Raw genomic sequence first — 12,492 nt, 5'->3', positions numbered from 1 at the left:
GCGGCGCATGTCACAGCAGCGCCGAACCCTCCAGCGCGAGGAGTGTCTCCTTGCGTGCCACGCCCCCTCCGAAACCCACCAGACCACCGTCCGCGCCGACGACCCGGTGGCACGGCAGGACGATCACGATGGGGTTCGCGCCGAGGGCTGCCCCGACGCTGCGCGGCGACCCGCCCACGCGGGCGGCGAGCGTGCCGTAGGAGACCGTCGTGCCGTAGCCGAGGTCGGCCAGCGCCCACCACACCCGGCGTTGCACGTCAGTGCCCCGCGGTGCGAGGGGGAGCTCGAACCGCTCGCGCTCGCCGGCGAAGTACTCGCCGAGCTGGTGCGCGGTCTCGGCGAGCACCGCCTCCTCGAGCGAGCCGGCGTCCGGGCCGGCCAGCCCCGTCGGCTCCTCGTCGGTGAAGGCGATCCGGCGCAGGTGTGGCCCCTGCGCGCCCAGGAGCAGCGGCCCCACCGGGCTGGGCAGCACCCGCCAGCGCACGCCTGTCACGGTGCTCAGTGCACCACACGCGAGCGCGTCGACCTTCGTGCAGGGCGATCTCGGTGCGTCGGTGCGTCGGTGCGTCGATCAGGCGATCGGCCGCCCGCGCGCCGTGGCCTGCTTCCGCTGCGCCGCAGTGGCACCCGCCGCGCTCGCCGGCCGGCGCGCGCTCCCGGAGCCCCGACGTCTCTCGCTCGGTCGCGGCGTGCCGCCCGTCCGCCACGCCTCGCCCAGGCGCACGACGACGACGCCGGCCACCACGAGCACCCCACCGCCCAGCTGCACGGCCATCGGCACCTCGCCGAGCACGAGCCACGCCGCGACGATCGCGGCGAGCACCTCCGTCAGCGCCACGAACGCCGCGAGCCGCGAGCCCAGCCGCCTGGCCGCCGCGATCCCGGTGGTGTAGGCGGCCGCCGCGGAGACCAGCCCTAGCCCGAGGACCGGGACCCAGACCGGAACGGCGTGCCCCGAATAGACCGCGTCGGCTGCGGAGAGCGACATCGGCAGCAGCCCGACGGCGCCCAAGAGCCCGAGGACCACCGCGCCGACCACCAGACCGCCGCCGGCCAGCGTCAGGGGCGGCAGGTCGACGCGGTCGTCGGCGGACACCACGAAGTAGGTCGCGTTGCCGACCATCGCACCCAGCGCCCACCCGACGCCCGCCGGGCTCACGCCCAGGCCGCCCACCAGGTCCAGCACGAGGACCAGGCCGAGCCCGGCCAGCGCTGCGCCGGTCAACGTCAGCACCCCGGGTCGCTGCCGGTGCCGGAGCCACATCCACAGCACGACGACGGCGGGAGAGGTGTACTCGATCAGCAGCGCCGGGCCGACCTTCATGTACTGCACCGCGGAGAAGTAGCAGAACTGCGCCGCGCCCACCGCGAGCACTCCGTAGAGCATCACGACGCCGAGGTTGCGGCGCAGCACCCCCCAGCGCCCGCGCAGCGCGACCGCCCCGAGCGGCGCGACCACGAGAGCCGCCAGCGCCACCCGGAGCAGGGTCGCCGCTCCTGGGCTCCAGCCGGTGTCCAGCAACCCGCGCGCGAGGGTGCCCGACGTCCCGAACGAGACGGCCGAGATCAGCGCGAGCGCGAGGCCCGACGCGAGCCGGGGGCGCGGGCTCACGACAGCGTCATGAGCCATCTCCGTCATGGCCGATGACGCTAGGGGTCCCGCTGTAACCTGTCAACGTGGTCTTCGCTCATGACACCGTCGTAGCCCTCCAGGCGGCCGTCGCGCTGGCGAACAGCGCGCTCGAGCCGGACACCCTCACGACGGTCGACGAGCTGACCGGCTTCCTGGACACCTGGGAGTACACCGGGCGGCGGGACGGCACCGCCGCTGAGCTCGCGGAGGTCCGGGCGCTGCGACCCGCCGTGCGCGAGCTCCTGCTCGCCGAGCGTGACCCCGCCGCGCAGCTCGTCAACACGATGCTCGCCGACGAGCGCGCGGTGCCCCAGCTGGTCCGGCACGGTCGGCACGACTGGCACATCCACGCCATCGCGCCCGACGCCGCCCTGGCGCGCCGCATCGTGGTCGAGACCGCCATGGCGATGGTGGACGTGATCCGCACCGGGGAGACGTCGCGCCTCGGCGTGTGCGCCGACGACACCTGTGCGGGGGTCGTCCTGGATCTGTCCCGCAACCGGTCGCGTCGGTACTGCTCCGCGGCGTGCGGGAACCGCAACGCGGTGGCCGCCTACCGCGCGCGGCAGCGGTCGTAGCCGCCGGGTCCACCCCACGCGTGGTGGACGCCGGTGGTTGGATTGGCGCATGCGTGATCACAAGCGTCGTACCGGCTGGTGGGTCCTGCTGCTCCTGCTCCTCGGAGGCGGGGTGGTCTGGGTGCTACGCCTGCTCCGGGACGACGACACGTGGACGGAGGCCGGCGGGTCGTGGGAGCCGAAGCCCGTCCCGAGCCCGGCGCCCGGCCCGGCTCCGGTGCGTGACGCCGAGCCCGAGCCGGACGTCGCACGGACCCCGGCGCCGGTCCCGACCACCCCGGAGGCGGTGCGGGCGGCCGACGACCTCACCCGCATCGAGGGAGTCGGCCCGAAGATCGCTGCTGCTCTGGTCGCCGCGGGGTTCGAGACCTACGCCGCGGTCGCAGTCGCGACCGAGGAGGACCTGCGCGCCGCGTTGCGGACCGCCAATGTCCGGGCGTCCGGGACGCTGGGCACCTGGGCCGAGCAGGCCCGCGCGCTGGCCGACAGCTAGGCCGCGCGCCGCTGCGCCGGGACCTCGGGTCGAAGCCAGGCCCGAAGTCGCTCCGGGTCGTCCGTGACGATCGCGTCCACGTCGAGGTCGACGGCCCGTCGCCACAGGGCCGGGTCGTCCAGTGCCCAGCCCAGCACGCCGACTCCCGCGTCGTGCAACCGTGCCACCAGGCCCGGTTGCTGGATCAGCAACCGGCCGTGCGGGCTGCAGGTGTCCAGCGCGAGGTCCACGCACCGTGCCACCAGGTCCGGGTCGCTGCGGTGCAGCACGAGCGAGCGGCGCACGCCGGGCTCGGCGGCGGCGACCGCGTCGAGGGTGCCCGGGTCGGAGCTCGCGGCGGTCGTCCTGGCACCGAACCCGGCGTCCAGGACGGCGTCCGTGACCAGCGCCGCTTCCAGGCCGGACCAGCTCCCGTGGAGGTGGGCGAGCACGTCGACGTCGCGGACGACGGCGAGCTCCAGCACTTCGTCCCAGGTGGGCACGCGCTCGCCGGCGAACCTCGGGTCGAACCACGACCCGGCGTCGAGGCCCCGGAGGGAGGCGAGGTCCAGGTCGCCGACCCTGCCGTCCCCGTCCGTGGTCGCGTCCACGGTCTCGTCGTGCATGGCGACCACGTGCCAGTCGGCGGTGAGGCGCAGGTCGACGTGCAGGACGTCGGCGCCGGCGCGGTAGCCCGCCTCGAAGGCCGCGAGCGTGTTCTCGGGAGCCAGGGCGGCCGCACCGCGGCGGCCCACGACCCGCTGGCGGAACGTGCTGGACATCGTCGGTCCCCTTCCGTCGGCACTCGCCATCACGCTAAGCGGCGACCGACCGTCGGGGGACTTCATGCGCGCGACGTTGGCCGAGTGTTCGCAGGAGATTCACGGCCTCAGCGGTGGTGGTTCACACCCGACGGGTCAGTTCCACCTGTACCAGGGTCGCGGTTCCGGCAGCTGCTCCACGGAGGCCGCCTGCGCGACCTCGACCGCGAGCTGCTGACCCTCTGCGTCCGGCAGCGTGAGCACCGCGGTGCGGCCGCCGTCGTGGATGCGCGCGATCGGGAGCTGCCCGGGCTTGAGCACATCGACGGTGTCCACCCACGGCGCGCACGCGGCCAGCTGCTCCCAGCCCTCGAGGTCACCGTGCGCGACCCGGACCGGGACCTCCAGGTGTGCCAGCCGACGCAGCCAGCTGCCCACCGCCTCGAAGCCTCGGTGCCGCCGGCGGGTCAGCGCGGTCCAGGCCTCGACGACGTCGGCCGGGGCGGCCGGGTCCAGGCCGTCCTTGGCCCGCGCCTCGGCGAGCAACGCGTGGGGACGGGTCGCTCGCAGCACGGCGTCGACGAGGAGGGCGACGCCGTCGTCCGTGGCGCTGAATGCGTACCAGTGCTGAGCCACGGCACCAGTGTGGCGGATTCCTGGCCAGGACTCAGCCCACGACCACCTCGTCGCTCACCATGGACACCGCCAGCGCGGTCCGCCCGGAGGCGTCCGTGTGGTCGTGCGCGACGGGCATGCCGGGCCGGCCGGTGTCGAACCAGAACCGGGACACCCGGCCGTCGTCACGGGTGACCGTGTAGCGGGTGCACAGCAGCTCGCCGAGCTGGGTGGCCAGCATGACGCGCTCGACCCGGGTCGCGTCCGTGGGGAACAAGGCATGCTCCTGCAGGGTGCGCCAGGTGGCGTAGTACCGCTCGGCCGGGGTGCGGGTGCCGTCGGCCTTCTCCGTCCAGTTCTCCAGGTGCGCCCCGTGCGCGTCGACCTCGACGAACCGGGACACCTCGTGCACAGGCGGGTCGTCCGGCGTCTCGACGAGGGTGCGCACCGTGCGGCCGGCCGGAGAGTTCGCCCGGATCTCCTGCGCGGTGAACGGGGTGGGCAGGCAGCTCGGGTCGAGCACGTGGGGGTCGGTCATGGACTCAGCGTGGCGCGCCGCGGGCGCCACGGCCACTCGCACGTGGCGGGTATGGAGTCAGCGGGCGGGTGAGTCAGCACGCCGTGCGGTGCGAGTCAGCACGCCGTGCGGTGCGCCGCCGTGTGCAGGCGGTGGGTCGCGGTGGCGCGCAGCACTGCACCGGAGCCGGCAAGCCGCCACACGGGGCGGTCCAGCGTCCGCACCGGGCGGCCCACGGCGAAGTACCGCACCACGGCATGCGCGGCCGCGGCCGGCGAGGCGAACGTCGTGCCGGACCACGGGCGGGTCACGATGCGCAGCTCGCGTGTGGCGGGGGTGAACTCACCGCGGATGGTGTGCCCGGCGACGCTCACGACGACGGGCTGGATCTCGACGGTCAGCGTCGGCGGGACGCGGGGCGGCGCGGGTGAGGGTTCCACAGCGCCTCCTGTCCCGGCCGCGCGTCGGTGCGCCGCCTGTTCTCAGGATGCCGCACCGGGCACCGGAACGGGAGGGCGCAGACGATCGAGGTCCTGCACCGGCTCGCGTCCGGCTCGGGGGCGTCGCACGATCGAGGCATGGCTGTCGACCTCGGTGCGCACCTCGCTTCGGTCCGTGACCAGCTCCGCGTCGTCCCCACGCCGCGTCGGGTACGAGCTGCCCGCGGCGGGACCCCGGTGCTGGACAGCACCGACGTGCTGGTGGTGTGGGAACCACGGCGCGTCGTGGCGCAGTACGCAGTGCCGGAGTCCGACATGCTGGTTCCGCTCGTCCCGACCGTGCTGCCCCCGCCACCGGTCGACCTCCCGCCGGTCCTGCTCCCGTCCCACCCGTTCGGGTGGCACCTGAGCCCGGGGCAGGCCCTCGCGGTGCGGGTCGACGGGGAGACGTTCGATGCGGCGTTCCGCCCGGACGACCCGGACCTGGGTGGGCGGGTGGTGGTCGACTGGGCGCCGTTCGACTGGACGGAGGAGGACCAGTCCGTGACCGGGCATCCGCACGACCCGTTCCACCGGATCGACACGGTGCGCAGTGACCGGCACGTCGTGGTGCGCGTGGGCGACACGGTGCTGGCGGACTCGCGGCGCCCGGTGGCCCTGCTCGAGACCAGTCTCCCGCTGCGCTGGTACCTGCCACGTGAGGACGTTGCGACGGAGCACCTGGTCCCCAGCGACTCGCGCACGGTCTGCGCCTACAAGGGTTGGGCCACCTATCACTCGCTCCCGCCGGAGCTGGGTGGGGTCGCCGACGTGGCCTGGAGCTACGACGAGCCGCTGCGTGACGCCTCGGAGGTCCCCGGCTTCCTGTGCTTCGACGACTCGAAGGTCACGGTCGAGAGCTAAGGGAGCCACCAGCCGGCGTACCCGGCGCGGACGAGGTCCAGCCAGGGGGTGACCACCAGCGAGGCCAGGGCATTCAGCAGCAGGCCACCGACGATGGCGAGCAGGAATGCCCAACCGCCGGTGAGCCGCTGCGGCCGGGCGTAGGCCGGGCTGGTCTGCCACACGGGGACGGGTTCGGCCAGCAGGAACACGACCGACATCGGCCCGACGCCGAGCAGCCAGAACCACGCCCACTTGGTGGCCCACCGCGGCTGCGGTCCGACGATGAGGAGGATCAGCGTCGCGAGCGAAGCCACCCCGGACCAGTGCAGGGTCACGCCCGGCAGCAGCTGAGCGGGGGTGTGCAGGCCGTCCGCCACCCAGCCGATCGCGAGCAGCGCCGCGAGCACCCATCGCAGCACCCGCACACCGTCGGAGCTCTGCGGCACCAGCGGGGGCGGCGGGTACACCTGGCCGGGTGGTGCGGGGTAGCTCATGTGGTCGCTCCTGGACGCGCGGGTACCCGATTCTTGCGCACGGGCGGCGGCGGTCCGAGGGTCGTCCGGCCCGCCTCGGTGCCGGAGGCGCGCGGCGCGGGTGGCCGCCCGGCGCCGGCCGCTCACGCCGCCGGTCGGTCCCGAGGCATCGCCAGGACCGCCACCGCGGTGAGCACAGCCACGCCGGCGATGGTCCAGAACGCTCGCGTGGCCGCGGTGCCGAACAGGGCCGGGTCCGCCGCCGCCGACTGGTCGCGCATCACGCCGTTGACGAGCGCGCCCAGGACGGCGACGCCCACCGCGCTGCCCATCGACCGGGAGAACATGTTGGTCCCGGTGACGACGGCCCGCTCGCCCCACTGCACGCTGGACTGCGCGGCGATGAGCGACGGCGCGGCGACGAACCCGAGCCCCGCACCGATCGCGAAGCAGCTCAACCCGGTGAGCAGCACTGATGGCGTCGCGGAGACCACGGCGAGACCGACGGTGCCGACGATCACGACGCCCACGCCGATCATCGCGGTGCTCCGGAAGCCGATGCGCAGGTACACCCGGCCGGCTTGGGACGCGGAGATCGGCCAACCGATGGTGAGCATCGCCAGGGTGAGTCCCGAGGTCAACGGCGTGACGCCGAGCAGCGCCTCGAGGAACGTGGGCACGTAGGTCGTGACGCCCAGCAGCATCGCGCCCACGCCCACCGCGATCGTCGCGGTGGTGGCCAGGAGGCGACGCGAGAACACCCACATCGGCAGCACGGGTTCGGCAGCACGGCGCTCGACGGCGGCGAACACGACGAGCAGTGACCCGCCCAGCCCGTAGGCCCCCACGCTCTGCCACGCGTCCCAGGCCCAGGCGTTGCCACCCTCCAGGGTCGCGAGGATGACCAGGCTCAGTCCAACGGTGAGGATCGCGCCGCCGAGCCAGTCGATCCGGTGTTCGCGGTGCTCGACGGACTCGTGGTACCGGCGGACCAGGAGCCACGCCGCGACCAGGCCGAGCGGCAGGTTGACGAAGAAGATCCAGCGCCAGCTCAGGAACTGGCTGAACACGCCGCCGAGGGTCGGCCCGACCACGGAGGCGACACCCCAGACGCTCGCGATGTAGCCCTGCACGCGGGCTCGTTCGGCCAGGGTGTAGATGTCGCCGACGATGGTGACCGACATCGGCTGGACCGCGCCCGCGCCCAGGCCCTGCAGGGCGCGGAACGCGATGAGGGCCGGCATCGACCAGGCGACGCCGCACAGCACCGAGCCCAGCAGGAACAGCCCGATCCCGAGCAGGATCACGGGCTTGCGGCCGATCGTGTCGGCGACCTTGGCGTACATCGGGACCGACACGGCCTGGGTGAGCAGGTAGATGGAGAACAGCCACGGGAAGCTGGTGAACCCGCCCAGCTCCGAGACGATGGTCGGCACTGCGGTCGCAAGGATCGTCGCGTCGATGGCGACCAGGCCGGTCGTGGTCATCAGTGCGATGAGCACGGGGCCTCGCTCGGAGCGGAAGCCCACCTCGGCACGGGTGGCGAACGTCATGGTGCGCTCAGCCTGGAGCCTGAGGTGCCGCGACGCCAAACCGGGCGTGCTGGTCCCGGTGGCTACGGTGACGTATGCCCTCCTACCGCGTCCGGATCGTCGTCGGGCTGATGCGGGCGGGCGCGGACCCCGCCGCCGTGCTGCCGACCGCGATCGAGGCGGGGCGCGACCTCACGGCGGTCGAGCACGGCCAGATCGAGATCGCGGCGGGTCGGCCTCGGTTGACGGTGCGTTACGAGGCGCCCGACGACCTGACCGCCGCCGGCTTCGGGCGCGCGATCGTCGAGAGGGTCGACGAGCTTGTCGACGTGGAGGTCAGCAGGGTGACCCGGCGCTGGGGATCGCGCTGGTACCCGTTGCGCTGACACGCGCTCCGGTACGGCGTGCGTCGCCGCGCACCCCAGCACGACGTGCGCCGGTGCTCGTGCGGCGGGTCGTGCGCTGACGTCCGTGGTGCCGGAGCTACCGGGCTAGGGCGCCCTCAGGACGTCCAGGAGCTGCCGCAGCTCCGCGCGCTGGTCCGAGCTCAGGCGGCCGAAGAGGGACTCGGCCTCGACGGCGCGTGCTCGCTTCAGCTCGTGGGCCACCTCGACGCCCTCAGGCGTGAGGGTGACAAGGGTTGCCCGGCGATCGGTGGGGTCCGGCTCGCGGATCACTAGCCCGTCCGCCTCGAGGGCGTCCACGACCTCCGTCGTCGAGCGGGCGGCGATCCGCAGGTGCTCCGACAGCGCGTTGAGCCGCATCCGGCCGTGGCGAGCGAGCGTGCCGAGCGCCCGAGCGTGCCCGGGCGTCAGGCCCAGGGGCGCCAGCGCGGTGTGCGAGGCCTTGCGGAGCAGGTGGGCCACGGACCAGAACGCTTCGACCAGCGTCTCGTCGGCGTCCAGAGGGTCGTCCCGCATGGAACAAGACTAGCCAGGGTCCTGTTGGTGCCTCATAGTGAGGAAACCTCAGGAAAGGAGCCGGGATGTCGAGTCGGTCCGGGGGGCCCCCGCGCGGCGGCCGGTACGGAGTACCGCGGCCAGTCACCGCGCAGGAACGCGAGGAGGCTCAGCGCGTGTCCCTGCGGCGCATCGCGCGGCTGTTCGTGGGCCATCGCGTCTCGCTGGCCGCCGTGACGGCGATCATCGTCGTGTCGTCGGTGGTGTCGATGGCCCAGCCCTTCCTGCTGCGTTCGGTGATCGACCGGGCCCTGCCACGCCAGGACGTCGGGCTGCTCGTCCGCCTGGTGCTGGCGATGGTGGCGGTGGCCGCCCTGACCAGTGTGCTCGGTGTGGTGCAGACCTGGATCAGCACGGGCGTCGGTCAGCGTGTGATGCACACGCTGCGGACGGACGTCTTCGCCCATCTCCAGCGCCAGTCGCTCGGGTTCTTCACGCGGACCCGCACGGGGGAGGTCCAGTCGCGGATCACCAACGACATCGGCGGCATGCAGGAGGTCGTCACCTCCACCGCGACGTCGATCGCGTCGAACCTCACGACCGCGGTCGCGACGGCGGTCGCCATGCTCGCGCTGTCCTGGAAGCTCTCGCTGATCTCCCTGCTCGTGATGCCGCCGGCGATCTACCTGACCCGGAAGGTGGCGCACCTGCGTCGCGAGATCGTGGCACGCCGGCAACGCGAGCTGGCTGATCTGAACGTCGTGATCGAGGAAGGCCTGTCGGTCTCCGGAGTGCAGCTGAGCAAGACGCTCGGCTCGGGACCGTCTCTGGTCGAGCGGTTCACGGCGTCCTCGGCGCGGCTGATCGACCTCGAGCTGCGCTCCGAGCTGGCGGGCCGGTGGCGCTGGGCGACCATGAGTGTGATCTTCGCCGCGATCCCGGCCGCCATCTACCTCGCTGCGGGGCTCCCGGCGACGCGGGGCGGCATGACGATCGGGACGCTCGTGGCCTTCACCGCGCTGCAGTCGGGGCTGTTCCGCCCGCTGATGGGCCTGCTGTCCGTCGGGGTCACGTTGACGTCGTCGCTTGCGCTCTTCGCCCGGATCTTCGAGTACCTCGACCTGCCGGTGGAGGTGGCCGACCCGGCCCAGCCGGTCCCGCTCACGGACGTCCGGGGTCACGTGCGCCTCGAGGGCGTGGGGTTCACGTACCCCGGATCCGAGGAGCCGGCGCTCGCCGACGTCACCCTCGACGTCCCAGCCGGGACCACCCTGGCTCTGGTCGGGGAGACCGGCTCGGGCAAGTCGACACTGGCGGCGTTGGTGGCTCGCTTGCAGGACGTCGGCACCGGCCGGGTGACGATCGACGGGATCGACGTGCGCGACGTGTCCCTCGCCGACCTGGCTCGGACCGTCGGCGTGGTGTCCCAGGAGACCTACCTGCTGCACACCACGGTGCGGGAGAACCTGCGCTACGCGCGCCCCGAGGCGACCGACGCGGAGATCGAGGCGGCCGCGCGCGCCGCGCGGGTCCACGACGTCATCGCGGGCCTGCCAGAGGGCTACGACACGATGGTCGGGTCACGCGGGCACCGGTTCTCGGGGGGAGAGCGCCAGCGCATCGCGATCGCCCGGACGCTGCTGCGCGATCCGGCGATCCTCGTCCTGGACGAGGCGACCTCCGCGTTGGACACCGAGACGGAGCGCGCCGTCCAGGCAGCGTTCGAGCAGCTCTCCCGCGGACGGACCACGATCACGATCGCCCACCGGCTGTCGACGGTGCGGCATGCCCACCAGATCGCAGTTCTCGACCACGGCCGCGTCGTCGAGTCCGGGGCGCACGCGGACCTCCTGGCGCGCGCCGGCCGCTACGCCGCACTCGCGGCGGCGTAGCGAGCAGGCACGCCGCGGTCGCGGCGGCCTGGCGGGCGGGTGCGTCGTGCCGGGTGCTCGGTCGCCCGGTGCCGGATCCCGGTGCCGCTGCGCGTGCCGGGTGCGCGGGGGCATGTCATGGGCCCGCCTGTCCCAGGTCCAGCGCGAGCTGCCCCGTCGCGGACCGGTCTCGGGATGGGGCACGACCGGTGCGCGACGGCCCACCCCACGAGGCCGGCTCCGGGCCTGCTGGGTCGTTCGACCGTCCGCCGGTTCGAGACCGGTCGGGCGCGCGGGTACCCGCGGCGCGATTGGCGTCCGCGCGGGTGCCGTCCGCGCGGGTGCCGTCCGCGCGGGTGCCGGGGATGCTGCTCTCGGAGGCGCGCGCATCAGTGGCGCGCTTGCCTGGCACTCGAGCGTCAGGCCGACCCCCGGATGCTCCTTCAGGGTTCGGCTCGGTCGGCGGCGATCCCGACTCGGTGATCGGTGTGCCGTCGCGTCGACTGAACCGCCAGCGGCCGCCGACACGTCGGATCCGAATCCGCTGCTGGTGGACGACTCTGTGGTGGTACCAGCACAGGAGGATTCCGTTCGCGACCGAGGTCCGGCCGTGATCCGCCCACGACAGCACGTGGTGAACCTCACCCAGCGTCGGCGGGGCGCCACATCCCGGGTAGCGGCACGAAGCGTCGCGCGCGATGACGGCCAGGCGCTGCTGCCCGCTGTAGGTGCGCTGGGCGCGTCCCACGTCGAGGACGGCGCCGTCGGCGCCGAACACGATTCGCGTGAGCTCGCCGTCGCAGGCGAGACGAGCGAGCGTCGTGGGGGTCAGCGGGGTGCCGTCGGACAGCTGGGCGGGTTCGGTGCTGTCGAAGCGTTCCGGCGTGAGATCGCCGGATGCTCCGTCGACCTCCGCGCCCTCGGCATCGACCGCTTCGAGGCGTTCGAGCGTCTCGAGCGGCACATGAACGAGCAGGTGAGGCCGGACCTGATTGCCCCCTCCCGCGAGCCCCCGGTCGAGGACGAGGTGCGCGGCGTCCACGAGCGCCGCGGCTTGCCGCTGCTCTCGGGTGCGGGTGTCGTCCTTGGCGGGGACGCCGGCGACGGCGCGCAGGGCGGAGGAGACCAGCTCGGCGTTCTCCAGGGCGAGGAACCCTTGCAGGGCAACCCCGTCGCGCCGCCGCGCCACGGTCAGGTACTCCCGTGCGCATGCGGCGTCCTCCTCCCGCTCCGCCGAGGTGGTGTCCACGCTCGTTCCCCAGCGGTCGAGTGCGCGGCGGTAGACGTCTACCGGCGTTCGCGTGGCCAGTTCTACGAGGGCCTCCTCGTCCCGGCCCGGTGCGCCCGAGAGCAGGGCCGCCCGACGCGCAGGCGAGGAGTCGGCGGCGCGCGCGAGGACCTGGGCGTGCTCGAGCGTCACCGTTCCTGCGGCTACGGCCTCCGCCATGTGCGGCAGGGTCTCGTCGAGTGCGCGGCCGAGTGCCACCTCCCGGCGCACCGCACCCTTGGACGCGCGTCGGGTGCGGGCTGCCCAGTCGGGGAAGGTGCGCGACCCGCCGTCGGACCAGCGGCCGTCCGCCTCCACCCGCGCCAGGATCCGGGCCGCGAACCCGCGCAGCTGGTCCGTTGCGGTGCACAGCTCAGCGTGCAGGCTCGGCCCGGTCTCGCCGTCGACGTCCGGCTCCAGCGCGATGAGCGCGGCGACTTCCGCCCGTACTCGCGCGATCCGTGCGGCGAGCACGGTGCCATGGTCCGCGGGGGACGCGTCGGGGCGGCCCGAACGTTGAGCGTCCTGCGCTTGCGCGCCGCCGGTCCC

At 73.6% G+C, this 12,492-nt stretch carries 15 protein-coding genes; 5 read left to right on the top strand and 10 right to left on the bottom strand.

Annotated features, from left to right (window positions below):
- Positions 1–10: 10 nt before the first annotated feature.
- Positions 11–493 carry a methylated-DNA--[protein]-cysteine S-methyltransferase gene (locus Q6348_RS02475; RefSeq protein WP_304599751.1) on the bottom strand — a complete coding sequence of 161 codons (483 nt, stop codon included), beginning with the start codon at positions 491–493 and terminating at the stop codon, positions 11–13.
- 78 nt (positions 494–571) lie between these two features.
- Positions 572–1,639 carry an EamA family transporter gene (locus Q6348_RS02470; protein ID WP_304599750.1) on the bottom strand — a complete coding sequence of 356 codons (1,068 nt, stop codon included), beginning with the start codon at positions 1,637–1,639 and terminating at the stop codon, positions 572–574.
- Between the two features lie 38 nt (positions 1,640–1,677).
- On the opposite strand from Q6348_RS02470, the gene Q6348_RS02465 reads away from it, so the two are divergent.
- Both Q6348_RS02465 and Q6348_RS02460 read left to right on the top strand, forming a co-directional pair.
- On the top strand, positions 1,678–2,211 hold the full coding sequence (locus tag Q6348_RS02465; RefSeq protein ID WP_304599749.1) for a CGNR zinc finger domain-containing protein: 534 nt from the start codon (positions 1,678–1,680) through the stop codon (positions 2,209–2,211).
- 49 nt (positions 2,212–2,260) lie between these two features.
- Positions 2,261–2,704, top strand: a complete 444-nt coding sequence (locus Q6348_RS02460) for a helix-hairpin-helix domain-containing protein (protein ID WP_304599748.1) — start codon at positions 2,261–2,263, stop codon at positions 2,702–2,704.
- On the opposite strand, the gene Q6348_RS02455 is transcribed toward Q6348_RS02460, so the two are convergent.
- The 4 genes from Q6348_RS02455 to Q6348_RS02440 all read right to left on the bottom strand — a co-directional run bounded on the left by Q6348_RS02455 (position 2,701) and on the right by Q6348_RS02440 (position 5,016).
- The gene (locus Q6348_RS02455; RefSeq protein ID WP_304599747.1) at positions 2,701–3,465 is read right to left on the bottom strand and encodes a glycerophosphodiester phosphodiesterase; all 765 of its coding nucleotides are present in this window, start codon (positions 3,463–3,465) and stop codon (positions 2,701–2,703) included. The genes Q6348_RS02460 and Q6348_RS02455 overlap by 4 nt on opposite strands.
- A gap of 135 nt (positions 3,466–3,600) precedes the next feature.
- A complete protein-coding gene (locus Q6348_RS02450; protein WP_304599746.1) occupies positions 3,601–4,080 on the bottom strand; it encodes a hypothetical protein in 480 nt (159 codons plus the stop codon).
- A gap of 31 nt (positions 4,081–4,111) precedes the next feature.
- On the bottom strand, positions 4,112–4,597 hold the full coding sequence (locus tag Q6348_RS02445; RefSeq protein ID WP_304599745.1) for a hypothetical protein: 486 nt from the start codon (positions 4,595–4,597) through the stop codon (positions 4,112–4,114).
- A gap of 95 nt (positions 4,598–4,692) precedes the next feature.
- Complete coding sequence (locus tag Q6348_RS02440; RefSeq protein WP_304599744.1) at positions 4,693–5,016, bottom strand: hypothetical protein; 324 nt, start codon at positions 5,014–5,016, stop codon at positions 4,693–4,695.
- A 138-nt stretch (positions 5,017–5,154) separates the two neighbouring features.
- On the opposite strand from Q6348_RS02440, the gene Q6348_RS02435 reads away from it, so the two are divergent.
- On the top strand, positions 5,155–5,919 hold the full coding sequence (locus tag Q6348_RS02435; RefSeq protein ID WP_304599743.1) for a DUF427 domain-containing protein: 765 nt from the start codon (positions 5,155–5,157) through the stop codon (positions 5,917–5,919).
- Here the strand turns inward: Q6348_RS02435 and Q6348_RS02430 are convergent.
- Together Q6348_RS02430 and Q6348_RS02425 are read right to left on the bottom strand one after the other, a co-directional pair.
- Positions 5,916–6,395 (bottom strand): hypothetical protein, encoded by a 480-nt coding sequence (locus Q6348_RS02430; protein ID WP_304599742.1) that lies wholly within the window; start codon positions 6,393–6,395, stop codon positions 5,916–5,918. The genes Q6348_RS02435 and Q6348_RS02430 overlap by 4 nt on opposite strands.
- Before the next feature lie 122 nt (positions 6,396–6,517).
- On the bottom strand, positions 6,518–7,927 hold the full coding sequence (locus tag Q6348_RS02425; RefSeq protein ID WP_304599741.1) for an MFS transporter: 1,410 nt from the start codon (positions 7,925–7,927) through the stop codon (positions 6,518–6,520).
- Between the two features lie 74 nt (positions 7,928–8,001).
- Here Q6348_RS02425 and Q6348_RS02420 point away from each other — a divergent pair, with 74 nt between their 5' ends.
- Positions 8,002–8,292, top strand: a complete 291-nt coding sequence (locus Q6348_RS02420) for a hypothetical protein (protein ID WP_304599740.1) — start codon at positions 8,002–8,004, stop codon at positions 8,290–8,292.
- Positions 8,293–8,397: 105 nt separating this feature from the next.
- Here the strand turns inward: Q6348_RS02420 and Q6348_RS02415 are convergent, their stop codons facing one another.
- Positions 8,398–8,826 carry a MarR family winged helix-turn-helix transcriptional regulator gene (locus Q6348_RS02415; protein WP_304599739.1) on the bottom strand — a complete coding sequence of 143 codons (429 nt, stop codon included), beginning with the start codon at positions 8,824–8,826 and terminating at the stop codon, positions 8,398–8,400.
- A gap of 65 nt (positions 8,827–8,891) precedes the next feature.
- On the opposite strand from Q6348_RS02415, the gene Q6348_RS02410 reads away from it, so the two are divergent.
- Positions 8,892–10,697 carry an ABC transporter ATP-binding protein gene (locus tag Q6348_RS02410; protein ID WP_304599738.1) on the top strand — a complete coding sequence of 602 codons (1,806 nt, stop codon included), beginning with the start codon at positions 8,892–8,894 and terminating at the stop codon, positions 10,695–10,697.
- A 115-nt stretch (positions 10,698–10,812) separates the two neighbouring features.
- On the opposite strand, the gene Q6348_RS02405 is transcribed toward Q6348_RS02410, so the two are convergent.
- A complete protein-coding gene (locus Q6348_RS02405) occupies positions 10,813–12,417 on the bottom strand; it encodes an HNH endonuclease signature motif containing protein (RefSeq protein ID WP_304599737.1) in 1,605 nt (534 codons plus the stop codon).
- Between the last annotated feature and the right edge of the window lie 75 nt (positions 12,418–12,492).

It is taken from the genome of Actinotalea lenta (assembly GCF_030586465.1).
In the GTDB taxonomy this organism is placed as follows: Bacteria; Actinomycetota; Actinomycetes; order Actinomycetales; family Cellulomonadaceae; genus Actinotalea; species Actinotalea lenta.
The sequence above is the reverse complement of the archived record's forward strand: the minus strand, read 5'-3'. Positions and strand labels throughout refer to the sequence as shown.

Coding starts and splice junctions, on each gene's coding strand:
- Q6348_RS02470 (WP_304599750.1), bottom strand. CDS start 1,639: ATGACGGAGATGGCTCATGACGCTGTCGTGAGCCCGCGCCCCCGGCTC.
- Q6348_RS02460 (WP_304599748.1), top strand. CDS start 2,261: ATGCGTGATCACAAGCGTCGTACCGGCTGGTGGGTCCTGCTGCTCCTG.
- Q6348_RS02455 (WP_304599747.1), bottom strand. CDS start 3,465: ATGTCCAGCACGTTCCGCCAGCGGGTCGTGGGCCGCCGCGGTGCGGCC.
- Q6348_RS02445 (WP_304599745.1), bottom strand. CDS start 4,597: ATGACCGACCCCCACGTGCTCGACCCGAGCTGCCTGCCCACCCCGTTC.
- Q6348_RS02435 (WP_304599743.1), top strand. CDS start 5,155: ATGGCTGTCGACCTCGGTGCGCACCTCGCTTCGGTCCGTGACCAGCTC.
- Q6348_RS02430 (WP_304599742.1), bottom strand. CDS start 6,395: ATGAGCTACCCCGCACCACCCGGCCAGGTGTACCCGCCGCCCCCGCTG.
- Q6348_RS02425 (WP_304599741.1), bottom strand. CDS start 7,927: ATGACGTTCGCCACCCGTGCCGAGGTGGGCTTCCGCTCCGAGCGAGGC.
- Q6348_RS02420 (WP_304599740.1), top strand. CDS start 8,002: ATGCCCTCCTACCGCGTCCGGATCGTCGTCGGGCTGATGCGGGCGGGC.
- Q6348_RS02415 (WP_304599739.1), bottom strand. CDS start 8,826: ATGCGGGACGACCCTCTGGACGCCGACGAGACGCTGGTCGAAGCGTTC.
- Q6348_RS02410 (WP_304599738.1), top strand. CDS start 8,892: ATGTCGAGTCGGTCCGGGGGGCCCCCGCGCGGCGGCCGGTACGGAGTA.